Source organism: Collimonas sp. (assembly GCF_035566375.1).
Taxonomy (GTDB): Bacteria; Pseudomonadota; Gammaproteobacteria; order Burkholderiales; family Burkholderiaceae_D; genus Collimonas.
In genome coordinates, this window is sequence record NZ_DATMRK010000029.1 from 61,844 (window position 1) to 86,614 (window position 24,771).

22 protein-coding genes are annotated in these 24,771 nt (G+C 58.2%); 17 read left to right on the plus strand and 5 right to left on the minus strand.

Annotated elements, in window-relative coordinates; translation table 11 throughout:
• Position 1: 1 nt before the first annotated feature.
• The 8 genes from VNZ60_RS08375 (at position 2) to VNZ60_RS08410 (ending at position 10,943) form a co-directional block, all read left to right on the plus strand.
• A complete protein-coding gene (locus tag VNZ60_RS08375; RefSeq protein ID WP_325658023.1) occupies positions 2-2,029 on the plus strand; it encodes a hypothetical protein in 2,028 nt (675 codons plus the stop codon).
• 33 nt (positions 2,030-2,062) lie between these two features.
• Positions 2,063-4,255 (plus strand): hypothetical protein, encoded by a 2,193-nt coding sequence (locus tag VNZ60_RS08380; RefSeq protein ID WP_325658025.1) that lies wholly within the window; start codon positions 2,063-2,065, stop codon positions 4,253-4,255.
• Between the two features lie 82 nt (positions 4,256-4,337).
• On the plus strand, positions 4,338-5,171 hold the full coding sequence (locus tag VNZ60_RS08385; RefSeq protein ID WP_325658027.1) for a hypothetical protein: 834 nt from the start codon (positions 4,338-4,340) through the stop codon (positions 5,169-5,171).
• Between the two features lie 37 nt (positions 5,172-5,208).
• Positions 5,209-6,141: a glycoside hydrolase family 25 protein gene (locus VNZ60_RS08390; protein ID WP_325658029.1), complete on the plus strand. Its 933-nt coding sequence runs from the start codon at positions 5,209-5,211 to the stop codon at positions 6,139-6,141.
• A 365-nt stretch (positions 6,142-6,506) separates the two neighbouring features.
• Complete coding sequence (locus VNZ60_RS08395) at positions 6,507-7,286, plus strand: sterol desaturase family protein (protein WP_325658031.1); 780 nt, start codon at positions 6,507-6,509, stop codon at positions 7,284-7,286.
• Positions 7,276-8,151, plus strand: a complete 876-nt coding sequence (locus tag VNZ60_RS08400) for a fatty acid desaturase (protein ID WP_325658033.1) — start codon at positions 7,276-7,278, stop codon at positions 8,149-8,151. Before VNZ60_RS08395 ends, VNZ60_RS08400 begins: the two co-directional genes overlap by 11 nt.
• Complete coding sequence (locus VNZ60_RS08405; RefSeq protein WP_325658035.1) at positions 8,141-10,015, plus strand: iron-containing redox enzyme family protein; 1,875 nt, start codon at positions 8,141-8,143, stop codon at positions 10,013-10,015. The genes VNZ60_RS08400 and VNZ60_RS08405 overlap by 11 nt, the downstream gene beginning before the upstream one ends.
• 16 nt (positions 10,016-10,031) lie before the next feature.
• Positions 10,032-10,943, plus strand: a complete 912-nt coding sequence (locus VNZ60_RS08410) for a DUF6999 family protein (RefSeq protein WP_325658036.1) — start codon at positions 10,032-10,034, stop codon at positions 10,941-10,943.
• 258 nt (positions 10,944-11,201) lie between these two features.
• Here VNZ60_RS08410 and VNZ60_RS08415 read toward each other — a convergent pair whose 3' ends face one another.
• Positions 11,202-11,618: a hypothetical protein gene (locus VNZ60_RS08415; RefSeq protein WP_325658038.1), complete on the minus strand. Its 417-nt coding sequence runs from the start codon at positions 11,616-11,618 to the stop codon at positions 11,202-11,204.
• Between the two features lie 87 nt (positions 11,619-11,705).
• Here VNZ60_RS08415 and VNZ60_RS08420 point away from each other — a divergent pair, with 87 nt between their 5' ends.
• The 6 genes from VNZ60_RS08420 (at position 11,706) to VNZ60_RS08445 (ending at position 17,234) form a co-directional block, all read left to right on the plus strand.
• Positions 11,706-12,065 carry a MerR family transcriptional regulator gene (locus VNZ60_RS08420; RefSeq protein ID WP_325658040.1) on the plus strand — a complete coding sequence of 120 codons (360 nt, stop codon included), beginning with the start codon at positions 11,706-11,708 and terminating at the stop codon, positions 12,063-12,065.
• A 147-nt stretch (positions 12,066-12,212) separates the two neighbouring features.
• Positions 12,213-12,458 carry a type II toxin-antitoxin system Phd/YefM family antitoxin gene (locus VNZ60_RS08425; protein ID WP_325658042.1) on the plus strand — a complete coding sequence of 82 codons (246 nt, stop codon included), beginning with the start codon at positions 12,213-12,215 and terminating at the stop codon, positions 12,456-12,458.
• Positions 12,455-12,841 carry a type II toxin-antitoxin system VapC family toxin gene (locus VNZ60_RS08430; protein ID WP_325658044.1) on the plus strand — a complete coding sequence of 129 codons (387 nt, stop codon included), beginning with the start codon at positions 12,455-12,457 and terminating at the stop codon, positions 12,839-12,841. The genes VNZ60_RS08425 and VNZ60_RS08430 overlap by 4 nt, the downstream gene beginning before the upstream one ends.
• Positions 12,842-12,938: 97 nt before the next feature.
• A complete protein-coding gene (locus VNZ60_RS08435) occupies positions 12,939-13,328 on the plus strand; it encodes a DUF2946 domain-containing protein (protein ID WP_325658046.1) in 390 nt (129 codons plus the stop codon).
• A gap of 99 nt (positions 13,329-13,427) precedes the next feature.
• Positions 13,428-15,782 carry a TonB-dependent receptor gene (locus VNZ60_RS08440; protein WP_325658048.1) on the plus strand — a complete coding sequence of 785 codons (2,355 nt, stop codon included), beginning with the start codon at positions 13,428-13,430 and terminating at the stop codon, positions 15,780-15,782.
• A gap of 48 nt (positions 15,783-15,830) precedes the next feature.
• Complete coding sequence (locus tag VNZ60_RS08445) at positions 15,831-17,234, plus strand: PepSY-associated TM helix domain-containing protein (protein WP_325658050.1); 1,404 nt, start codon at positions 15,831-15,833, stop codon at positions 17,232-17,234.
• Positions 17,235-17,258: 24 nt separating this feature from the next.
• Here VNZ60_RS08445 and selD read toward each other — a convergent pair whose 3' ends face one another.
• Both selD and VNZ60_RS08455 read right to left on the minus strand, forming a co-directional pair.
• Entirely contained in the window at positions 17,259-18,317 is a 1,059-nt protein-coding gene (selD, locus tag VNZ60_RS08450) for a selenide, water dikinase SelD (protein WP_325658052.1), read from the minus strand.
• A gap of 120 nt (positions 18,318-18,437) precedes the next feature.
• Positions 18,438-19,055: a TetR/AcrR family transcriptional regulator gene (locus VNZ60_RS08455; protein ID WP_325658054.1), complete on the minus strand. Its 618-nt coding sequence runs from the start codon at positions 19,053-19,055 to the stop codon at positions 18,438-18,440.
• A 136-nt stretch (positions 19,056-19,191) separates the two neighbouring features.
• On the opposite strand from VNZ60_RS08455, the gene VNZ60_RS08460 reads away from it, so the two are divergent.
• A complete protein-coding gene (locus VNZ60_RS08460) occupies positions 19,192-20,055 on the plus strand; it encodes a metal-dependent hydrolase (protein ID WP_325658056.1) in 864 nt (287 codons plus the stop codon).
• A gap of 109 nt (positions 20,056-20,164) precedes the next feature.
• A complete protein-coding gene (locus VNZ60_RS08465; RefSeq protein ID WP_325658058.1) occupies positions 20,165-20,770 on the plus strand; it encodes a DUF2242 domain-containing protein in 606 nt (201 codons plus the stop codon).
• A 70-nt stretch (positions 20,771-20,840) separates the two neighbouring features.
• On the opposite strand, the gene VNZ60_RS08470 is transcribed toward VNZ60_RS08465, so the two are convergent.
• Positions 20,841-22,784 carry an autotransporter outer membrane beta-barrel domain-containing protein gene (locus VNZ60_RS08470; RefSeq protein ID WP_325658060.1) on the minus strand — a complete coding sequence of 648 codons (1,944 nt, stop codon included), beginning with the start codon at positions 22,782-22,784 and terminating at the stop codon, positions 20,841-20,843.
• A 236-nt stretch (positions 22,785-23,020) separates the two neighbouring features.
• On the opposite strand from VNZ60_RS08470, the gene VNZ60_RS08475 reads away from it, so the two are divergent.
• Complete coding sequence (locus VNZ60_RS08475) at positions 23,021-23,488, plus strand: Lrp/AsnC family transcriptional regulator (protein WP_092414362.1); 468 nt, start codon at positions 23,021-23,023, stop codon at positions 23,486-23,488.
• 15 nt (positions 23,489-23,503) lie between these two features.
• On the opposite strand, the gene metC is transcribed toward VNZ60_RS08475, so the two are convergent.
• Positions 23,504-24,703, minus strand: a complete 1,200-nt coding sequence (gene metC, locus VNZ60_RS08480; protein ID WP_325658064.1) for a cystathionine beta-lyase — start codon at positions 24,701-24,703, stop codon at positions 23,504-23,506.
• Between the last annotated feature and the right edge of the window lie 68 nt (positions 24,704-24,771).

A 24,771-nucleotide genomic window follows, 5' to 3' on the forward strand; every position in this document is an offset into this window, starting at 1 on the left:
CATGATCGACAGCAGCATCCACCCACTGGGCCCCTTGTTTGGGCCGGATTTCATCACGATCGAAATCAATGACCAGACAAATACCACCTATGCACTGGAAATTTTTCCGGACGCCGCCAACCCGCAGTTAAAACAAAACGGCCTGGCTACCCAGTTCTACTATATGCCCAAGCAGATTTACCTGGCCAAGCGGCCCGATTCGCCAACTGATTTCGATTTCAGCGTGACCCTGTTCAAAGGCTTGATGACAGCGGAGGATTCTTTGATGCCCGGCGGTGCGCCGAGCGTGAATGGCGAAGTCGACGCCGGCGGCGCGTTCATGTCGTTCTCGACGACGATGGCAGTCCCGGATAGCGTCGTCGCGGCAGCGTTGGCCAAGCTGAAAACGCAGGATCACCAACCGCCTCCCGCCAGGATCGCCGGCTATTTCCAGCGCGACGCGGCGAGTCTGCCGCCATTGTTAGGTATCGTGCCGATCGTCGACAATAATGTCACCGTCGAGGTGCCGCAGTTGCCGGGCGCCGGCGACAACAAGTCGCCATGGTTCATCAGTGCACAGGGTGCCGGGCATGGCAGCATCGAGGCATCCGGCATCAGCAGCTTTCTGGTGTCCTGCAATCAGATGGCGGCGGGGGCGATCGTGGGCGCGCTCAAAGACGGGCGCAGTCCATTCATCGTCCACTACAACATGAAGCTGCTGTTCTACATTAACGCTTGCGATATCCAGATGCACGTGGATGTCGATAAGACCTTCGAGCAGTTTTCAGGCGCGTTGGCAGCGAACTATATGGGCCTGGTCCAGGCCGACCTGTCCGCCAACTATCAATCGTGCGTCACCAACGGCGCCATCACGACAATCATTCAACAGAATGGCACCGACGTCGACGCCGACACCAAAAAAGTGATCGACAAGCAAGTATCGGATATGCAGGACAAGGCGTGGAATCTGGTCAAGGCAGAGATTTTTGACTGGCAGCCGAAACCCGATGACCCGGCCAAGGCGAGCACCGGTGCTTGCGGCGGAGCGGCGATCTCTCTCAAAATGAATTACCAGAAGCACGGCGTCAAGTTTGACAGCCAGTTCGAGCTCAATCAAACGATCTCGAAAGAAGACACTGTCGCCGGCACCTTGAACGCGCTTGAACCTGCAATCAAGGCAAATCTCGATAAATATCTTTCGATCGTCGACATCGGCGAGTTTTTCAAGAAAATCCAGGTTGTCGCATCGCCAAATATCGACTTCGGCGATAGCGTGACCGCCGATCCGATTAGCGAGGCTCTGGTGCAGGTCAGCTTTGTCGACTTCGACAATCCGATCGGCGCCAACGGCAAGGTGCAACTGGTGCCGGTGGCCGAGGGCTTCCATTACACCCCCGGGAAAATCGATACCACCGCGCCGGTAACCCTGGGCCGATGGAGCCGCGACAATCCGGACGACCTGATCAATTTCGCGCGCTTACGGCTGGATAAGCCCAGTCCACCCGATTGGGACAAGGATAAAGTCAAGATCACCAAGACGCTGGTGTACAAGTCCGACGACGCCCGCGTCGATCTCTCCAATAATTCGACCAAGCTGGTGATCGAAACCGACACGCTCGAACACAATCCGGTGATCGGCCCCGAGGAGGTCGGCTACGTCTACATCAAATTCTTCCTGGATCGACCGATCAAGGCGCCCAACATTACGGTCACGCTGACAATCCAGATGGGCGCCAGAAGCGACGTCATCGTCCTCAGCAACGACGATCCCAAGGCCAATCCCGTGGGCATCTGGCAGTTGTGGTCCGACAAATACTTCAACGAGACGATGGCCAAGGTGAAGATTGACGTCGAGGTCGCTCCTCCGCCGTCCAATTTCGCCGGCGCGGCGGTGACATGGAGCGGCAACCAGGCGGTTCCGCTCAACCTCGGGCGCATCAAGCGGATTGTGCCTTGCAAGATCGTGGTGCCGACATTGACCGACCCTGAGCAGAGCGCTCTGGTAAGTCAATACATTCTGCAGGCGCTCAAGGAAGCCGCCGCCAAGTGATTGCCGCCTTTTCTCCGTCGCGAGGGCCTTCAGATGAATCAGTTCGTGGCAGGCAGCGCTGTTCGTTTTGCCGGTGCGTCATCGATTCAGAGCAGTCAAGCCGCTGCATCGAATGCTGCGCCGCCCGCCTCAGAAAACCCGGCGCCGAAGCGTATCGATGGGGTCGCGAACGTGGCCAATCGCGCTGTTCTGCTGCAGAGGGATATTGCGCCCAGCGAGCCACCGCCGGTGAGTTTGCCGCTGCTCGGTTCCAGAACCGGCAATCTGTTCGCGGACCGGGTCGATCCCACGTTGCATTGGTATCTCGCAAGCTTCCTGTTACACCAGGACATCGATCCCGGCTTCGCCTTTCGGGCCAGCCAATCGGGCCAGGATGAGAGCGGCAACCCCTTTTACACCGCGCAACTCTGCCTGACGCTGCAAAAGTCGCAGCCAGGCGAGGTTGGTGATTTTTCCAAGGCCAATCCAGCGGCGACACTGCGCGAGATTCCGTTGGCTGAAATGACGGCAATGTTGAGTAGTTTTTACACCGATGAGGCCGGCCAGACGAAGCAACGGGATATTATCGGCACGGTCAGAGACAACGGTGACGGCAATCTGCTGTTGACGTTTACGCCAATCATGGGAGTATCCGTGCTGGGCCTTTACCAAGACCTCACCGTGTTTGGAAAGACGCAAATCAAGCTCTCCGCGTCTTACCAGGCATGGGCGCCGCAAGATCAATTGACCTTTGTACGGCCGCAACTCGCTTTATTATCCGCCACGGCGCAGCCGCCTGTAAGCGTGGTGCCGGTTATGCGCATGCGTCTATTTACCCCGGTTGCGCTGCAGGCGACAAGACTCGCCGATCCGCAGCCGAGCGTGCCTCTGGTACAAACCCGAGAGGTGTGCGAGAACCTGTTGCCACTGGCGCTGAAATATCGCCAGGACGGCTATCAACTGAAATACACGGTGTCCACCGACCAAATTCCGAATCGCGTGATTCGCGACGCGAACGACTTGCGCGACTTCGCGCACGGAGGCTCGGAATTTAGCGAGCTCAAGGCTTTGGGAGACATCGGCCTGAAGTATCCAACCTTGAGCCGGGCCTATGTCGGCTCTTTCAGCCGCACGATTGTGGTCATTCCTGACCACTATTCCATCGTACGCAGCCGTATCGGCTGCGCAGCAGTGTGCATGGCCCTGGTGGACAGCGCAGCGTCGAACGGCAGCCAGTGTAAATTCGAGTTCGATTTTACGGTCGCCCCTGAAGTCAGCCGGATTGAGTTCCTCCAATTTGCGCAGGAGATTTCACGTAACCCGGATCTCAAGGATTACAAACTCAAGTTTCCTGACTTCTTGCAAGACAACCTGCCTTCGAATCTGCAGACAGTATTCAAGAGTCGCGCGCAATTTTTGGCCGGGTCGGATCCGCATACGTTCGTAGTCAGCGTTTCCATCCAGGACGACGGAACGCAAACACCGTCGGTTGCGAATGCCAATCTATTCATCATGCAACTGTGCGCGAATATCGGCGCAGGGTTGATCGGTTCGCTGAATCTAAAACTCGACGATGGTTATTCGATACCGGTTCCATCCACGCTAGTCCTGAATTTTGCACATACGACAGGCACGGACGAGCTGGATGTGCAGATCGATGAAGCTTCAGCGCAAATCAGATTAAGCAACCAATCGCCGCTGGATCTGCAAGTTGCGCGCTACGCGTTGGTTTCAGCGGCCGCAATAACATTGGCTGCCTCGCCACTCCATATGCCGGCAGGGGCGGCGGTGTCGATTCCTCTGCCGGCCGAACATGCTGATTTATCGTTTGCCGCGGATGCGCAACTGATACTGCCGACACCGATGACGAAAGCGGATATCACAAAATTCCTGAATTTCCAGACCGCCGACGTGCAAGAGACGCAATACGTTATCGCCATTGATGCCGGCAGCGTCAATTTCAACAAGTTAGACTCCATCGTGGCAAGCATCACGTTCGCCACCTTGCCGGCCGTTGTGCCGCAGGTGCTGACACTGACCAAACACATTCATGCCGACAGCACGCATATCGTGATCCCCCTTGAAAACGCCGTTTTTTCGCTACCCGGGGAGGTCAATTTGACAATCAAATTTTCGGATGGGGCAACGGCAGATCTGAAGTTCACTCTGCAGAATGACTTTACCGCCCAGCCGGTGCTGCTTCTTCTGCAAAGCGACATCGATAAAAACATGGCGAGCCAGGTCTAAAACCTCCATAGGAAAAGCCATTCAAGCGTTTCAGGATAAAGAGGGTATGACATAAGGGGGCAGGAAATAAGGGGGGTATGGCATGGGATCGACAAAACTGCATGCATATATAGGTAGCGCGATAGCCGCGGCAAGCCTGATCGCGGCTATCGCCGTCGCGGAACTGGTCACGAATCCGGCCTGGGCCTGGCTCTTGACGGCTGCTGCGCTGTTGGTTTTTTGCGCAGGTATCGGTTATGGCGTCAGCGGCCATTTCAACGGCCTAGTCATCGACAACCGGAACCGGGTCAGCCTTTCAAAACTACAGGCAAGCGCTTGGTCGGTGTTGGTGCTGTCGGCGCTTCTGGCGGCTGCGATTGCGCGCATCAAACTCAATCTGGCCGACCCGATTGCCGTCGACATTCCTCAGAACCTGCTGGCCGTCATGGGAATTTCAGCCACCTCGTTAGTAGCTACGCCCGTCTTGTTGAGCCTCAAAAGCAACGAAGCGGCGCCCCCCGGGCAGGCGCAGCGAACTGCGCTGATGCTGGGGGATGATCCGAACAACCTGGTTTCGACGGGCAAAATCTATGCGCGCAACAGTCCCGACGACGCCCAATGGCTGGATATTTTTCGCGGCGAAGAAGTCAGCAACGCCGCCACGCCCGATCTTAGCAAGCTTCAGCAGTTCTTGATTACTGTAGTCGCCCTGACCATCTACGCTATCCAGCTCTGGCATCTATTTGGCACGAATCCGCCCGCACAAGCCGGAACCACCTTCATGGGCAGCTTGCCCTCGTTTACACCAAACATGGCGTGGTTGATAGGGATCAGTCACGCTGGGTACCTCGCCTACAAGGCGGCTCCCCACGGCGGCGGTGCGGCGCCGGCGGGCAGTTCTCAAACGTCCGCTTTACCAGATAACAGTGTTGGATAGTGAGCAAAAATAAGCTGACAAGGAGCGAGATTCTGCCATGAGCGATACCGTTGAAATTCCTATTTCGGGGACCGTCCAGAACAATGTGCGCGTCAATGTCCGGCAAGGCTCGCCAAGTACGGCTGCACCGATCCTTAGAAAACTTGATCCCGGTACGACAATTCAGGTGGCCGCCTTGGCGGTAGGTGAATCTGTTAACGGTAACGCGCATTGGTACCGCATATCGGCCAACACCTACATCTGGGCCGGCGCTTGCGGCGAGTTGCAACAGGGCGCCGCAATAACTGCGGCACAGCCTGTGGCGGGTCTGCCGAGCAGATCCAGCCGATTGAATCAGATTCCCCTGGTCATAGACATTAGTCATGGCGATGGCGTTACAAGTTTTCAGGACGCCAAAAACGCTGGCCTGGTCGGCGTGATACATAAGGCAACTACGGGAGCCACGGGCCAGGACGACGCCCATGCGGCGCGCCGTAAAGATGCCTTAAAGGCCGGGCTTCTTTGGGGTGCATATCATTGGGGAACGGCGGCCCCAGTCGCAGATCAGGTTAAAAATTTTATCTCATGGACGGGAGCAGACAAAGATGAAAGCATGCTGGTCGCGCTGGATTTCGAAGCCACGCCTGGAAACCAGATGACGATTGATGATGCCCGCGAGTTTTGTCAACAGATTTACACGACACTAGGCAGACGCCCGGTTATTTATAGCGGCGACACGTTGAAATCAGCATTGGGCTCGGCAAAGGATCCGTTTTTCAGCGATCACCGCCTCTGGCTAGCGCAATATGACTCAAACCCTAGCGTTCAGAGCAGTTGGGACAGCTTCTGGCTATGGCAATATACCGACGGCGACAGCGGGCCGCCCAGTTGCCGCGCCGTGACTGGAGTTACAGGAGATTCAAAAGGACGCCTGGATTGCGACTACTTCGACGGTGATGCTGCAACATTAGCGTCACAATGGGCTTCCTGAATGCACATGCGTCAGACTGTGCCGCTGGCCCTGTCCGCTCGACTAGCTGCTCACGCTGAGCGAGTGGCGGCGGACATTTTGTACGGGTAAGCACTGCAAGACGCCGAAGACGATTTCCATCGCAGTGAAGCCTAGGCCCGAGCCGGTCGATATGTAAAACCCGGGGCCGTCCTCTGGCGGAATGCGGTCCCCGGCCCAGCGGCCTGGACCGGCTTTCCAATGAAATTTATTGTTCCTGAGCCACTATTTACCGTTGGCAACATGCTATCATCGCGAAATTCTGGCGAGCATCGGAACCGCGTCAGATTTGCATCCATGAAGATTGGCCGAAGAACCGGCCATCACCTTAAACCAACCTCCTTCCCATGCGCGATTTCATCCTGACTTGCCAGTGGTACACCATCATGGGCGTCGGCATCGTGTTTTTTGCCTGCCTGTATTTTGTGTTCGGCGGCCTGAACTGGCTGCTTAGCCGCCGCGTCCTGCCCGCCTTCGGCTATGGCCGGGTGCTCGATCCGCGGCCGCTGGCGCCGCAGCAGTTGCGGCGTGAACTGGGCGAATCCGCCGTCACCATATTCCTGTTCGGCGTCGGCATGGTGTTTCCCTGGGGCTTGCTGCAGCTCGGCTGGGCCAGGCTGGCCGAGCAGGCATCCGGCTGGCAGATTGCGCTCGAAATCCTGTTCATGGTGGTATGGAACGAAGTGCATTTTTACCTCAGCCACCGGCTGCTGCATGTTTCGTGGCTCAAGCGTTTCCATCTGCCGCATCACCGTTCTGTCGTCACCACGCCCTGGACCTGCTACAGCTTCACGCCGCTGGAAGCCATGATGCTGGGCAATGTACTGCTGCTGCCCATGCTGCTGCACGATTTCAGCATCTACGCGCTGGCCTTCGTGCCGGTTTTCAGCATCGTGTTCAATAACATAGGCCATTCCAATTACGACTACCTGCCCGACGCCGACCGCGATCGCTGGTGGCTCAACGGCGCGCGCCGCCATCATTTGCACCACGCCTGCTACCACGGCAATTATGGCTTCATGTTCCCGTTCATGGATCGCTTGTTTGCCACCGAACTGGCGCCTGATGCGGCACAAGCCAGGATTGCCCGTAGCGAAAAACCGAGCGGGAAACGGGATGCTGCGTAACCGGCGCGACTGGCAAAGCCTGGCATACATGCTTGCCTTGCCGCTGCTGGCTGCCTATCTTTGGCGCCATCCGGAGCTGTCGCTGCTTAACGGGCTACTGTACGGCTTGCTGCTGTTCCTGACCTTAGGCACAGGCGTCATCCACCACAATCACTCTCATTTGCGCATGTGGGACAGGCGGCAACTCAACCGTGTCACCGATTTCTGGATCACCCTGCTGCAGGGCCATCCCACTTTCGTCTTCTATCCGGCGCACAACGGCAACCATCATCGCCACCACCACGGCCCGCTGGATGCAGCGCGCACCTATCGTTTTGGCGGCGACACCAACCATCTGCTCGGTTACCTGCTGCACCCGGTGCAGGCGGGGATCGTCCTGTACCCCTTGATATGGCGCTGGCTGGTGCGGATGCGCCGGCGCCACGCCGGAGTATTTCATTATTTCCTGCGCCAATACCTCGCAGTGGCCCTGCTGTGGATGCTGCTGGCCTGGCTCGACTGGCACAAATTCCTGCTGCTGGTGCTGCTGCCGCAGCTGCACGGCTTGCACTGGCTGCTGGCCACCAACTATCTGCAGCATGCGCATGCAGACGGCCGCTCGCCGACCAACTTCGCCCGCAATTTCGAAGGATTGGTCAATCCGCTGCTGTTCAATATCGGCTTGCACACGGCGCACCATCGTCATCCGCGCGCGCACTGGACCTTATTACCCGCGCTGCACCAGCGCTACCGCCACCTGGTGCATCCGCAACTGAACGCAGGACCGTTACTGCCTTATATGTTCCGTACTTTCATTTTGAGTCTGCTGTGGCCGCACCGATCCAGCCGCAGCCTTATGCAGCCAGGGAAAAAGAATGCCAACTGAGTTTAATCGCGTGTATCTCGCCGCCGCGGGATTCCATCTGCCCGGGGAGCCGGTCAACAACGATGACATTGATCGCTATATCGCACCTATCAACCGTATCTCAGGCCGCATCAAGCAACGCATCCTGGCCGAGAACGGTATACAGACACGGCACTACGCCATCGACGCCGACGGCAATACCAAACAAAACCACGCCCAGCTGGCGGCCAGCGCCATCCGCGACTGCCTGCAGCAGACCGACACCACGCTGGAACAGGTTTCCTTACTGAGCGTGGGATCTTCCGGCGGCGACGCCCTGATGCCAGGCTTTGCCAACATGATCCAGGGCGAACTGGGCGCGCCGCCCATGCAAACCTTGTCCAGCCAGGGCGTGTGCGCGGCTGGCGTCAGCGCGATAGAATTTGCCGCACAGGCCATAGAACTCGGCACTCACCAGCGGGCACTGGCTGTCGCCGCCGAAATGCCGTCGCGCATGTTCAAGCGCAGCCGCTTTGCGCCGCGCGGCTACCAGAGCGATTTCGATGCGCACTTCTTGCGCTGGATGCTGTCCGACGGCGCCGGCGCGATGCTGTTCAGCCGCCAGCCGCAGCCGCGCAACGGCCTGCGCATCAAGCTCAAATGGGTGCACCAGAAAAGCTTTGCCGGCGACTATCCGGTCTGCATGCAGCTCGGCCTGACGGAAGACCGCAGCAAATCGTTCCTGGATTTCGCTTCCTCCGGCGAGGCCGAGGAGGCCGGCGCGTTGTCGCTGCGCCAGGACATCCGCCTGCTGCCGCATTTGTTCGATGTCTGCATCCATGAATACGTCAAGCTGGTGGAAGCAGGATGGATCAAGTCGGAGGACGTCGACCATTTCCTGTGCCACTACTCTTCCGCCAAATTCATGCCGGTGGTTGAAGAGTTGCTGGCAAAAGCGGGACTCACCATCCCGCCGGAACGCTGGTACAGCAACCTGGCTAGCCGCGGCAACACCGGCGCAGCGTCGATTTTCATCATGCTGGCGGAATTCCTGCAGAAAAAAACGCTGCGCGCCGGGGAAAAGATTTTCTGCTTTATTCCGGAATCGGGCCGCATCACCGCCGCTTACATGTTGTTCGAGGTGGAAGATGCGGACGCGCCTGAATCCGCTCAGGCAGCACCTATCGCCAGCACCAGCGTGCCGGCGCCGGCGATAGCCGCCCCGCACCAGCCCGAGGCTGCGCCGCTGCCGCTGCAGCCGCTGCTGACGCGCCTGGCCAGCCTGTGGCAAGACTACCGCTCGCAAGCTTGGCGCACCCCAGTGATCCATCGCCTGGTCAGCGGTCGCTTCGACGTCGCCGCCTACCGCAACTGGACCGCGCAGTGGGTGCCGCAGGTGAAGGAAGGCAGTTTGTGGATGCGCGAGGCCGTTGCCTCACTCAACGGCGAGTTTGCCGCGCTCGGCCAGCTCATCACCACCCATGCCGGCGAGGAGCAGAACGACTTCCAGATCCTGTACCAGGACTACCAGGCCGCCGGCGGCGAACTGCCGCTGGCAGCGCTCAAGCGCAATCCAGGCGGCGAGGCGCTCAACAGTTATCTGCATGCCTTGGCGTCCAGTCCAAATCCGATCGGACTACTGGGCGCCATTTACATCATCGAAGGCACCGGGCAACGTATCGTCCCGGCGCTGCTGCCCTTGCTGCGCCAGCAGGTCGCATTGCCGCCGCAGGCATTCCGCTTTCTGGAATACCACGGCGCCAACGACGAGCATCACCTGGCGCGCTGGCTGTCCGCGGTAGAGATCACCTTGGCCCTGGATCCGAAGGCCGCTGAGGCGATCTATGCAACCGCCAAGCGCACCGCGCAGCTGTACCTGATGCAGCTGGAACACATACAAGACTAATCACCTGGCCCACACCATGCAAAACGACGATTTCCTGCAGCGCGCGCACGACCCGCGCGACCCCAACCCCTGGCTGGCGCTCTACCTGGATGGCAGCACGCCGCTGCCGGATCCGGTCAAGAACGCCTGGCTGCACGACCTGGCGTCGCCGTCGCGCCAGTACCTGCTGCCCTTCGTACGGCCGCTGGCACGGCTGATGATCATCCTGATCCAGATCCTGAAGACGGTCTTGCCGAAACGCTGGTCCGCCTCGAAAACGCTGCACCGGCTGCTGGTATGGGGTTTGAAAGGCTTTGTCTCGCCCGAGGCTAACTGGCTGATACTGCGCCACTTCCACCTTGGCGCGCAGATCATCGAATTCATCGAGCGCAACGCGCCTGTCAGTGTCGCCCTGTCCCCGCTCAGACCGTTGACGATAGACGATCTGGCTGACGAACTATTTCTCAAGCATGACCTGAATCTGTTTAATTTCGTGATCCGGCTCAACCAGCAGTTGCGCGCCGAAGGCAAGACCCTGGCGGCGGTAGCGGAGATTGACTTCAGCATGATCAGCGAGCCGCCGCTGGCACTGGCATCCATGCCGCAACGCGCGCTCAACTTCATCGACTTGCAGACCGCCATCGAGATTTTCACGCCGGTCTACCAGTTGTTCCTGACCGATAACGATTTCTGGCGCGCCGCCAACTCGCTGCAGCTGGATGAGACCATGGCGGTATATGCGGCCACCTTGCTCAACTCTCCGCAGCATTTGCTGCTGTTGAATAACAAGCATCCGCTGGTGCCAATGTCCACCCTGGGCGCCGGCTACCGCCTGGTGCTGCATGGACTGTCGAGCGAGATGCTGCACTGCCTGCTGAGTGAGATGAAGCAGGCGCAGCAGGCTGCCGCCAGCACAGTGCACGCCGGCCAACCGGCGACAGCGGCCTGACAGTCGGCCCGCTGCGCCAGCGTGTCGCGGTCCGGGGCTAGGGCCTGTTGACATTCAATTTGGGAGATGCGTTCAAAGCAAAACGTGTGGTGGCAAGGCGCGTGGCGCAGCTGGGGCTGGTGCCCCAGCAAGCCATGCAACTCGGCCAGCGCACGTTTTGCTTTGAACCCTCCGGGAACGGCTGCAGGCGTCGCATGCCGCGCGTTCGCACTCCCAAATTGAATGTCAACAGGCCCTATTGTTTTCCGACCAGATTGCCTAGCTGCGTGCGCCTGCCGGGCGGCTGCGCACCGGCAGGCATTGCAAGACGCCGAACGCGATCTCCATCGCCGTGAAGCCGAGGATGATCAGGTTCGCGCCATGCGCTACTGCGTAGATTTGCCAGGTCGCAAACAGGAACCGCGCCGCAGCGTCATAACGGCCGAATTGCTGCTGCGGATCGCGGATGCGCAAAATCGCCCACACCGTGACAATCGACCCCAGCAGGTTTGCCGTCAGCATGTGAACCGGCTCGAATGCCGGGAAGGCGCCGCTCAGCTGCCACCGCTGCGCCAGCCACAGCAAGCTGGCGTGAACCGCCGCAAAGCTCCACGGCGTGGCAAAACCGATGGTTGCCGCCAGGTCGTACCAGGCGCTGGCGCGGACGATGCTGCGGTATTGTGTCTGATCGATCATTTTCTACCCTGCCCTCAAAAGAATGAATGAGCAATCAGGGTAAAGCCTCGGGTACACTCCAAGGTCAAGCAAAACCGGGAGGAAAAAATGCGCATCGGCAGTTTAGCCGCAGCCAGCGGCCTCAGCCGCGACACCTTGCGCTTCTATGAGGAGCGCGGATTGATACGCTCGGTACGCGGCAGCAACGGCTACCGCATCTACCAGGCCGAAACGGTGCAGCTGCTGGGATACATCCGCAGCGCCCAAAAGCTGGGATTCAGCTTGAACGAAATCGGCGCCAGCCTGCCGGCACTATGGGAAGCGCCAGAGCCGGATCAGGCAGTGGCTGAATTGCTGATGGAGAAAGTGGCCATCATCGACCAGAAAATTGCCGAACTGGCCGATCTCAAGCGAGAACTGCTGGAACGCGCGACTGCGGCTTGCCCGTTATTGAACGCTGGGCGCTGAACAACAATCGATATCCAAGTTACTTCACCCCTCTAAGCCTCCCGCGCAGCCGTTCGAGGGAGCACTAACGCTCGACCATCAACGCCCATCTTGTTACCCCGGCACAAATGAACTAAACTAACATGACTTAGTTTAAAAAGGTGCCGCATGCAAACCATCAACATTCACGAAGCCAAGACACATTTGTCGCGGCTGATTGAGCAAGCAGCCAAGGGCGAATCATTCATCATCGCAAAAGCTGGAAAACCGCTAGTCAAAGTCATGCCATTGAATGCGCCGGAAGCCGGACAGATGAGGCGGCTGGGCTTTATGGCAGGACAGATCGCCGTGCCAGATGACTTTGACCAAATGGGCAGCAGCGAAATCGAACAGCTTTTCGGCGGCAACACGTGAAACTTCTATTGGATACCCACCTACTGTTATGGGCAGCAGGAGAACCTGGTCGCCTGTCCGCTGAAGCCAGCCTCCTGATCGACTCGCCAGAAAATGAGTTGTTTTTCAGTGCGGCCAGCCTGTGGGAGATCGCCATCAAGAACGGCCTGGGCCGTGCGGACTTTCAGGTAAATGCACGACTGCTGCGCCGAGGATTACTTGATAACGGCTACAGCGAACTTCCCATAGGCAGCGAACATGCTGTCGCTATCGACAGCTTGCCGTCAATCCATAAAGACCCTTTTGACCGCATGCTTGTGGCGCAGGCGATGGTGGAAGGCATCACCCTGCTGACTGCGGATGCCTCAGTAGCGCAATATCCAGGACCAGTGCGCAGAGTTTGATTTGCTTCACGCTCCGCTTGAGCGGTTTTCGCCACCTTCGTCATCATATATAATTGCCAAGCTTTTTCACTGTACTTACCTCCCGGTAAGTCCCCCCATGCTACGTATCCGCCGTCAAAAACTTGTGGTCTGGGCCTGCCTGTTTGCCATCTGGCTGGGCATCCTCATGCCGACGGTTTCCCAATCGCTCAAGGCGGCGGGGACGATACAGATCAGCAACGAGATTTGCACCACGGCCGGATTGACCCATGCCGGCCCGGCTGACGACGGCCAGTCTTCTGCGCCTCACGCCGATCACTGGAATGCCTGCGGTTACTGCACCTTGCTGGCCAACAGCCCGCCGCCTGCGGTTTCTTTGCCGTTGCTGGCGACGGTTGCGGCGGTCTTCGTGCATGCCAGTCCGCTGCTGTACGACTACATCCCGCCACGGCCGTTTCGCGGCCGGACTCACCCCTTAGATCCCCCCTCTTCCCTGGCTCTTTCCTGATTGCCGTTGCCGACACCTGAGGTGTCGCCTGTCCCCGTTTGCATCCGCCGCATCTGCAAACTGGGGACGATTATCGTTTGAAGTCCAGAGGAATAATTTATGCTTGATTTGCTCGCGCAAACTGAGAGTGTTTCATCGCGCCGCCGCTTGCGGTTGCCGCCGCGGTTGTCACATATACTGCCGTCATCCACCATATCGGCGTTGTTGCCTTTGTCACTAGCCCTGCTATCGCAAAGCGCATGGGCGGTAGAGGAAGATAGCCACGCGGTGCCGGAAGTGTTCGTCACCGGCGCCAGGGAAAAGCGGGTGCTTGATCCAAACCTGCCAGCCAGCAGTGAGCGCATCACCGCCGCGCAATTGGAAAACCTCAATGTCGTCAATACCGAAGACGCCTTGAAATACATGCCCAACATGGCGATCCGCAAGCGCTTTATCGGCGATGAAAACGCCACCATTTCGGTACGCGGCAACGGCAATTCACAGACCGCGCGCGGGCTGGTGTATGCCGACGGGCTGTTGCTGAGCAATTTCCTGGGCAATACGTTTAGCTTCCCGCCGCGTTGGTCCATGGTTTTTCCGGAAGATGTTGCGCAGGTGGACGTGATCTACGGTCCTTTTTCTGCGCTCTACCCGGGTAATTCGATGGGGGCGACAGTGGCGATCACCACCAAGATGCCGACCAGGCTGGAGGCGACGGCCAAGAGCCAGGTATTCAGCCAGCAATTCAATCTGTTCGGCGTCGATGGCCATTTCGACGGCAACAAAAGCACGGCGGCCATCGGCAACAAGATCGGCGACTTGTCTTTCCTGCTCGGCATAGATCACCTCAGCAACGCCGGCCAGCCTTTTGTCTACGCCAACCAGCTGCGCTCTACGCAGGCGGCGACTGCCGCTGCGATTGCCGTGACCGGCGCTTATCAATATACCAATCCGAACGGCGCTCCCGCCACCATCTTAGGGGTCAATAGCGAAGGCGCTGAGCGTGCGGTGCAGGACCAGTTCAAGTTCAAAGCTGTCTACGATATAACGCAAACCGTGCAGGCTGGCTTCACTTTCGGCTATTGGCGCCAGCAAGTCAGCAACAGCACCCAGACATTTTTGCGCGACTCCAAGGGCAATCCCGTGTATTCGGGTCTGGTCAATATCGACGGTTATCAGTACAAGCTGCCCGACGCATTCTTTGCGCCGGCAGCCAGCGAAAGCGAGAACCAACTATACGGCTTGACCCTGAAAACGCATCGTTCCAGTGGCTGGAACTATTCGGCGATTGCCTCGTATTTCGATATCTCGAAGAGCATCGCCAGATCGGCCAGCAGCGCGCTGGCCAGCAATCCGAGCGGCGTCGCTACCTACGGTGACGGTTCGGGCTGGAAAACACTGGACCTGGCGGCCAGCTATAAACCGGAAACCAGCAGCGCCGGCAGCCATTGGCCGACCTTCGGCTATCACTACGATAATTATTTCCTGGAAAACACCACCGTCAATTTGAGCAACTGGCGCAGCAACGATGGCGGCGGTTTCAACAATGCCTTTGCCGGCAAGACTGAAACCCAGGCCTTGTTTGCGCAAGACGCCTGGCAAGTGAGCCGGCTCTGGAAACTGACTTACGGTCTGCGTTACGAAGACTGGCGCGCCTACGATGGCGCGCGCGCAACCAGTGCTGCGGCCCAGCGCTATGACAATCGCACGCTATCCTATTGGTCGCCCAAGGCGGCATTGTCATATAAAGCTTTGCCTGATCTGACTTTGCGCTTTTCCACCGGGCGCGCCTACCGCTTCCCGACCGTCAGCGAATTGTTCCAGGGCAGCCTGACCGGTTCGACCTTGGTCAACAACGATCCCAACCTGAAGCCCGAAAACGATCTGGCGAAAGAGTTGAGCGCCGAGTGGTCGCAGTTGAACGGCATGCTGCGTATGTCCTTGTTTGAAGACGATGTGAAGAACACCTTGTTCAGCCAGACCAACACCACGGTATTCCCCAACGTCACCAATATCCAGAACATAGATAGGGTGCGCTCACGCGGGATAGAGCTCAGCTATTCCGGTGAAGATGTTTTCCTGCGCGGGCTGGATCTGAGCGCCAGCGTCGGCTACACCAGATCGATCATCCTGGAAAACAGCAAGAATCCGGCGACTGTCGGCAAGAATTTCTATCGCATTCCCCTGTGGCGCACAAATCTGGTCGGCAGTTATCACCTCAACGATCAGGCGAGCGTGATGCTGGCCGGGCGTTACTCAGGGCGGCAATACAACACGCTGACCAATACCGATACCAACCCCAACACTTTTGGCGGCACCAGTTCTTTCCTGGTGTTCGACACCAAGCTGACGCTCAAGCCGACTAAAAATACGGAGTTGGGAATCGGCGTCGACAACCTGACTAACCGGCGCTACTACGTCTATTACCCCTACCCGGGCCGGACCTTTTATCTGGAAGCCAAAGTCAGTCTCTGACAAGTTCAGACAACAGGCCGCGTACAACATTTTTAGCAAGGATCAATCATGCAAACAGTTTTTCCACCACCCGCGCAGGATGAGAGCAGTTCAGTTTTATCGCGCAATTACCGCATCTTGTGGCGCTGGCACTTTTATGCCGGTTTGTTCGTGATGCCGTTTTTGATGGTGCTGGCGATTACCGGTTCCATCTACGTATTCAAGCCGCAAATCGAGAGCGCTCTCTACGGCGACAAATTATTTGTCGCCGCAAGCGCACAGGCCAGGCTTGGCTACGACAAGCTGCTCAGCATCGCCGCCACTGCGTTGCCAGCAGACGCCAAGGCAAGTTCGATTGCCGTCAGCCAGGATCCGCGACGCAGCACCGAAGCGGTATTTCGCCTGGCGTCCGGCGACAGCAGCAGCGTGTATCTGAATCCGTACACAGGCCAGGTGCTGGGCACGCTTAGCGTCGAGCACAGGCTGTTGAAACAGGTGCGGCAAATCCATCGCGATTTGCTGCTGGGCAGATGGGGCGGCTGGCTGATGGAGCTGGCGGCCTGCTGGACCTTGATCATGCTAGGCACCGGCATCGCCCTGTGGTGGCCGCGCAAGCAGTTTTCTGTGTGGGGTACTTTACTGCCCCGCCTCAGCCTGAGTGGACGGGCTATCTGGCGCGAGTTGCATCTGGTGGTCGGGGTCTGGGTTTCCATCGGCGCGCTGTTTTTCATCATGAGCGGCTTGCCGTGGTCCAGTTTCTGGGGCAAGAATTTCCAGGCTGTAGTTACTTGGGCCAGCTCGACGCCAGCCCAGGCGGTAAAGAGTGAGCATGTCCACCACACAGACAAAATGAGTGCGCCAATGAAGATGCAGGACCTGCCGCTTGCCAACGTCGCATGGGCAGTTGGCGCTACCACGGTGCCGATGTCGCAAGATTCGCCGCAGCAGTCTCTGAGCATCGATCAGGTGGTGGCAATCGCGGCGCGCAGCGGCATGCAAACCTATCAACTGGCGCTGCCTGGCAAAAGCTCGGATGTCTTCACCGCAGCCTATGCGCCGGGCGCTGGAGAATTCGTGCGCTCGGACCTGGATCGGCAACGCACGCTGCATATCGATCAATACAGCGGCAAGATCATGAAAGACCTGCGCTTTACCGATTACAGCGCGGTCTCCAAGCTGGTCACGCTGGGGGTTGCCTTGCATATGGGTGAATACTTCGGCTTGGCCAACCAGCTGATTTGCGCGGCTATTTCATTGGCCTTGCTGGCGATGACGCTCACTGGCTTCGTGATGTGGTGGCAGCGCCGCCCGCAACATTCCGTAGGTGCGCCGAAGCGCGTGCTGCAGCCGCCGCCATCGATCCGGCGCTGGAAAAGTTATATGGCGATCCTGGGCGTCCTGTTCCCCTTGATGGGAGTATCGATGCTTGCGGTATGGCTGGGTGACACGCTGTTTTTCAGAAACCGGGCCTGAAGTTTCTGCATCGCGTGCGCCCTATCAGGAAACCACTTCCACGGCGCTGCCGTCTGCTGTCATTTCGCCGATGACAGCAGCATCGGCAAAACCTTCGCGCCGGAACAACTCCAACACTTGCTCCACCGCAGCCGGGTCGCAAGAGACCAGCAAGCCGCCCGAGGTTTGCGGATCGGTCAGCAAGCTGCGTTGTACCGATGTGATGTTTTCTGCCAGAGCCACATCCTGCGCGTAGCCGTTCCAGTTGCGGCCGGAGGCGCCAGTGATGTATCCCTGTTCTGCCAGTTGCTGCACCTGCGGCAGCAAAGGGATCAAGCCCATTTCAAGCCTGGCCGATAACTTCGCGGCCCGCGCCAGCTCCAGCATATGTCCCAGCAAGCCAAACCCGGTGACATCGGTCAAGGCGTTGACGCCAGCCAGGTCCGCTAGCAGGCGGCCGGGCTTGTTCAGTTTGGTGGTATTGCTGATGAGTGCGACGTAACCGGCGCTATCCAGCGCGCCTTTTTTCAAAGCCGCAGACAGAATGCCGACGCCGATCGGCTTACCCAAAATGAGTTTATCGCCGGCCTTGGCGCCGGCATTGCGCTTGACTTTGGACGGATGGACCAGGCCCAGCACCACCAGGCCGTAGATCGGCTCGACTGAATCGATGGTGTGGCCGCCGGCAATTGGAATCCCTGCTTCGGCGCAGATGGCGGCGCCGCCTTCCAGGATTTTGCCGATGACTTCCAGCGGCAGTTTATCGATAGGCATGCCGACCAGGGCCAGCGCCATGATCGGCGTGCCGCCCATGGCGTACACATCGGAAATCGCATTGGTGGCGGCGATGCGGCCGAAGTCATAAGGATCGTCGACGATGGGCATGAAAAAATCGGTAGTGGCGATTAGCGCCTGTTCGTCGTTGAGCTTGTAGACGGCAGCGTCGTCGGCGGTTTCAATCCCGACCATCAATTCTTTTGGTACTGGAAAGCCGCTCGAATTCTTGAGGATTTGCGCCAGCACGCCGGGCGCGATCTTGCAGCCGCAACCGCCGCCGTGCGAAAAGGAAGTCAGTTTGATGTTTGCTTGAGCGCGATCGGTCATACGGGTCCTCGGGTTGATGCAGGGAAGATGCAGGGGAAAAATTAGCAGGATTGATCATTATAAGCATTTGCCGTCTCGCCATAAGCATGGCACAAGCAAGGCAAAAACAAGCTGCAGCTGTCAGAAATCATCCGGCTGCGACAACATGCCCCAAGCCAGCCGCACCAGCTCGTCTTCAAACTCGATACTGCCCAGCAGCGGCGACTTTTCCAGCGAAGCGCTGCGGATGGCGCCGATGACAGCACGGGTAACCACGAACATCATGGCCGGTGTCGGCGGCCGCAGCTTGGGATGATGAATTCTTTGCATGCTGATGGCTATCCGTTCCGCCGTTTCACGCAAAGCCTGGGTAATGTCTTCGTGATGATCGTGCTGCCAGGCAAAGCGGATCATCGCGCGCTTGGCGCTTCTGCCACTGCCGAGACCTTCGATATTGATGCGGATGAACTGGCGCAGGAAGCTCTTCGGATCGAGCTGGTCGACCTGGTTTTCGGCACTTGCCATCAGGGCGTCGAGATCATCCATTACGCGCCGCCGTTCGCGCGCGATGAGCGCTGTCAGTATTGCTTCCTTGCTGGGGAAATACTGATACAGGGTCCCAATCGAAAAACCAGCCTTTTCCGCCACTTTATTGGTAGTCAGGCCAGCTTCGCCTTCGTTTTCCAAAATCTGAGCAGTGGTCTGGAAAATGGTCTCTATGGTGCGCTGTGCACGCTCTTGCGTCGGCAGTTTTCGCATTGTTTCAGAGGGGGAAGCTGGATTACGCCTGGTCATATCGATACCTGTCAAAAACTGAGCAACTTGCGAGTTTAAAAACTGAATAAAGCTCAGTATAGTGTTTCTACCGTTATTCCACAAAGGCAGTCCACAGCTCATGAACACATCCAATCCCTTGATGGTAAGAAAACTGCTGGTCGATCTGTCGCAAGGCTTCCCGCGCCACTGGCTGGCGGGCAAAGCTTTCCGCACGCAATTCTTCAATGCCTTGTCGATGAGTTTTCCGGTCGGCGAACAGGACTTCATCGACTCCGTGCGCGAGGCCGCGCTTTCCTTGCCGGCAGAGGCCGACCACAGCTCCCTGCGCGCCACCATCCAGGATTTTATCGGCCAGGAAGCCACCCACCGCCGCGTGCATTCCCTGTACAACGCTGAACTGGAGAAACAGGGGCTGGTCAACCACTGGCAATACTGGACCGCCGATCAGATAGAACTTGGACGCCAGCGCAACATCCCTGCATTGAGCAAGCTGGCCGTTACCGCTGCGTTTGAGCATTGCACCGCGGTGCTGGCCGATCTGACCTTGCGCTACCCTGAAGTGATGGCAGGAGCGGAGCCGATGCTGCAGACGCTGTGGAACTGGCATGCGGTGGAAGAAACTGAGCACAAGGCAGTTGCTTTCGACCTGTATCGGACCCTAGGCGGCAGCTATAAGACGCGGTTGCGCTGGTATGGTTATGCCATGCTGCGCTTTACCGTGATGGCGACCAAACAAACCATCAACAATCTCTGGCATGACCGGGTGTTGTTCAAACCCAGCACCTGGATCGACGCTGCGCGTTTCTTTTTTGGCCGCCACGGCCTGGTCTGGCTCACTGCCGGCCCTCTGTTCGGCTACCTGAAACGCGATTTTCATCCGTGGCAGCATGACAACCGGGAACTGGCCGAGCAATGGCTTGCCAGCAATTCGGAACAGTATGCGATCGTGCGTGGACTAGCGCCTGTTGACCTAGCCGCTTGAGCAATTGCAACGAAACTCCGGTACTTCTGTCGAATCGACTGAATTGAAGGCGCGATAGACTAAAATGCCATCCGCCGCTATAAATTAGTCGAATCAAGGAGTTTCGTTTATGTCCAGGATGTACAGCTTTTCGCGCGCCTCGCTGCTGCTGGTGATGACGGCCGCCCTTGCCGCTTGCTCGAGCACCAAGCCGAAGGTCTATCAAGGCGAGGAATTCAGCGAAACCAGCACTTTTTCCCATGATTTCGCCACCTCTGCTCCAGCCACCTGCGAAGCGGCGCGCCGCACCTTGCTGAGCCAGGGTTACATCATCAAACAAGCCAAAGCCGATCTGGTCGATGGCCACAAGCACTTCCAGCCGGAAAGCGACGTCCACGTCGAGATCGAATTCCATGTGGTGTGCGCCCCCAACGACGGCCTGGGCAAAAGCACCACGCTGTTTGTCAGCGCCACCCAGGATCGTTACGCGCTCAAGAAAACCAACAACTCTGCCAGCGTCGGCCTCAGCGTGCTGGGTTCGGTGTCGATGCCGATCGGCAGTTCTTCCGATTCACTGGTCAAGGTTGCCAGTGAAACCATTCCAGCCGGACAATTCTATGATCGTTTCTTCGGCCTGATTGAACATTACCTGGGCCTCGACACCGGCTTGCCTGCGGTGGATCTCGACGACAAGCCTGCGTTGCCGGTCAAGCCATCGGCCAAGGCGCCCGAATAAACGCTGCGCAAGAAAAAGGCCGCTAGTGCATTAAACACTAGCGGCCTGCAAACGCTGTTCAGGATGTCGCTTAAAACGCTTTTTTCAAGCCGACCTGGAAGGAGTTGCTCTTGTTGCCGCCGGCGAACTGGCCGCTGTAACTGGCGTAAGCACTGAAGTCAGTGGCCAGTGCAATGCTGGCGCCGAGATCCAGACGGGCGCTGTTGGAAGGCCCCTGGTATGCAGGCAAACCAAAGCTGCCGGCCATGCCGACCAGATTGGCGCGCACATCGCGCTCGCCGTTTTTATACTCCTTTTCCCATGCCAGCTTGGCAAACGGCTGCACCGAATATGTGCCCAGCACCAGCTTGCTGCTGACTTGCGCGCCCAGGCTGGAGACCAGCGAGTTGCGCCGTTGCGACTGGAAATTCATGGCTGTGCTGTCATTGCCATTTTCCGTGTAGCCGCCGACATGGACTTGTTGCCAGGTCAGGTTGGCGACCGGGCTCAGCACCATTGCACCGAGGTTGAAATCATACTGGCCGCCGATGCGCAGCAGGAATTGATGGCCGTTGGTGCTGCCAGTCTCGCTGCGGGTAGCCGCGCCCAAAGCAATGTTGCGGCTAACGTCGTTGTACTGCAGCGAGCCGATCATGCCCAGTGCATTGAGAGCCCAGGCGCCGTCGCGGTATTGGCTATAGGCCGAGAGCATGGCCTGATCCAGCTTGAAGCCGCCGGTATCGCCGCCGAAATGCGCCCGGTTATGGGCAAAACCGAAGGCGCCGCCGAGCGTGACATTTTGATTGAGCGCATAGTCGACGCCAACCGACAAGCTGTTAGAGGAACCATCCAGGCCAGGATTATTGCCGTTGTGATCCAGGCTTTGATGGGTATTGTCATAGGCCGCATAGGCTTCGACCTGTCCCGCCCGCGGTGTCAGGCGCAGGCGATCGTCGATCACGCGGGTGAAGCTTTGGGCGCTGGCCAGCGGCGCTTCTGCCAGCATGCCGATCTGACCGGGAGCCTGCAATACCGAGACGATATATTGCGCCAGGATGGCATGGCCGGCGCCGGTAGGATGGACGCCGTCGGCAAACAGATAGGTTTTATCGGCGTTCGGCGCCACCAGGGTCGAGGTGGTGCAGGTCGAAGAAGAGCCGGTGGTGCACGCCGGTGTAGTGACGTTGGTGAAGCCGTACAAACCAGGATTGGCGATCACTTCGCTCAGCATGCCGAAGGCGTTCAGCGCAACGATATTACCGCCCAGACCGCTCAAGCCGTTGTTCAGATTCGTATTGAAGCTGGTCGAGGCGGCCGTCCACAAAGTGGCCAGTGCCGGAATCGATGCGCCTTGCGGGGTGCGGCCGATATCCGGCAGATTGATCACGATCACAGTGCCGGCGCCGGCTTGCTGTAATTGCCTGACCAGGCTGACCACATTGCCGGCCTCGGCGCTAACTTGCTGGATCGTTTGCACTGCGGCAGCAAGCTGGGTCGCTGGATTAAGTAAACTGGCGATATTGGTCTGGGTGTAGCCGAACACATCATTGGCGCCGGCCCAGATCGCGTACAAGCCCTTGCTGTCCAGCCTTGGATTGGCGGCCAGATAGCCCGCGACCTGGCTGCTGACGGTTGGCACCAGCGGCGCGGTGGCAGCGTCGGGCCAGCCGTTCTGATTGGTGACGCGGGCGCCGCCGACGGCATAGTCGGTGCCGCCGGCCGCCTGTACCCCGCTTGGCGTCAGCACCGCAGCGGGATTAGCGGCAGTGCCGTATTTATGCGCCAGGATTTGCGCCCAGACCGGATCAGGGTTGGTGGTGAACGATGCTTGCTTGCCCACCCCTGTGAAATAGCCGCTATCGGTCAGCGAGTCGCCGAAAAAAACCATTCGGGAAAAATCCGCTGCGCTGGCCGGCGCGCAAATGGCAAAGCCGGCGCCCAATACTGCCACGGTGCGAGTCGCCAAGGTCAAGGCACGGGCCATGGGGCGCAGGCGGAATGGTTTTGGTAAAGATATATGCAATGGTATTTGCAATTGAGTCTCCTTCTTGTATTTATAGATGTTGCGCCGTTAATATCTGCCTCCTGGGTAACATTGTCAATCAATCCGCATAGGCAAAACATTCGGATTCGGCGTCGCCGTGCATTCGTCGAGAAGCACATTGGTTTTCTTGCCACCTGTGCCAAACTGTGTTGCCAGACTGTGTTACGCCTCCCGACCGGAAACCGGGCAGGCAGCACTCTTAATTCAAATCAGCCGTGGACAAAATAGTGGACAAGATAGATAAACAAATCCTCGCCATCCTGCAAGAAGACGCCAGCACGCCGGTGGCAGAAATCGCCGAGAAGGTCAATCTGTCGTCGACGCCGTGCTGGCGCCGCATACAGAAGCTGGAAGAAGACGGGGTGGTGTTGCGCCGGGTGGCGCTGCTGGATGCCGAAAAACTGAATGTCGGCGTGACGGTATTCGTCTCGATCAAGACCAATCAGCACAACGCCAACTGGTACGCCCAATTCAGTAATACGGTAAAACTGATTCCGGAAGTGGTGGAGTTTTACCGCATGAGCGGCAATATCGATTACCTGTTGCGGGTGGTGGTGCCGAATATCGCCGCCTACGATGCGGTCTATCAGAAGCTGACGCAATCGAACGCGCTATTCGACGTCAACGCCAGCTTTGCGATGGAACAAATCAAGCACACCACCGCGCTGCCGCTCGATTATGTCGGGCTAGACTGACGCCGTCCGGCTTACTTACAGCGCTTGCTCCATGCGCTTGAAAGCCTGGCTCATGTCGGCCGTCAGGTCATCGATATGCTCCAGGCCGACATGGATCCGCACCAGCGGATTCTGATAAGTGGTGGCTGACGCTACCCGGGTCGGCGGCTTGTCAAGCGGCAGCGCCAGGCTTTCGAAACCGCCCCACGACAAGCCGATGCCAAACAACTGCAAACTCTCGAAGAATTTAGACAGCGCAGGACGGCCGACTTCCTTCAACTCGATCGCGAACAGACCGCTGGCGCCGAGGAAATCGCGCTGCCACAGCCGGTAGCCGGGATCGGACGGCAAGGCTGGATGCAGGACGCGCTCGACCAGCGGCTGAGTGCGCAGATATTCCGCCAGCTGGATGCCGCTCTCCCAGTGCTGGCGCAAACGCACCGCCATGCTGCGCATGCCGCGCAAGGCCAGGTAGATATCGTCGGGGCCGGCGGTCTGGCCGAAATCGTGGGCGCCTTGCTTGAGGATGCACCAGGCCCGTTGATTGGCGCTGGCCACGCCCAGCAACGCGTCGGAGTGGCCGACGATGTATTTGGTGGCGGCGTGGATCGAGACATCGACACCGTGTTCGAACGGTTTGAAAAACAGCGGCGTGGCCCAGGTATTGTCGAGCAGTACGTAGGCGCCGACTTTATGCGCTTCTTCGGCGATGGCGGGAATGTCTTGCACCTCGAAGGTCCACGACCCCGGCGACTCGACAAACACCACGCTGGTATTGGGCCGCAGCAAAGTGCGGATTTCGCCGCCGATCAGCGGATCGAAATATTCCACTTCGACACCCATGCGGCGCAATACGCGATCGGCAAAGGTCCGGGTCGGGCCATATACGCTGTCGGTAATCAGGATGTGATCGCCGCTTTTGACGAAAGCCATGATGCTGTGGGTGCAGGCCGACAAGCCGGATGGAAACACCAGGCAGTTGTGGCCGCCTTCCAGCGTGACGATCGCCTGCTCGAAGGAACGTGTGGTGGGCGTGCCGAAACGGCCGTAGTTGGACATGGGATTGTCGATCTGGCGAGCGGCTTCCCAATCTTCCAGATTGTTGGCGATGATGGTCGAACCGCGGAACACCGGCGTGTTGACCATGCCCGCAAAACGCGCCGGCTCGCGGCCGCAATGCACCAGTTGCGTATCGACGTGGGTGGTCGGGGAACCGGAAGAATTATCGGTAGACATGGGAAACACTCCTTGCTGAGCTGTACGGCGACATTACCAGCGTCTATTGTAGAGTCGTCGACATGGAA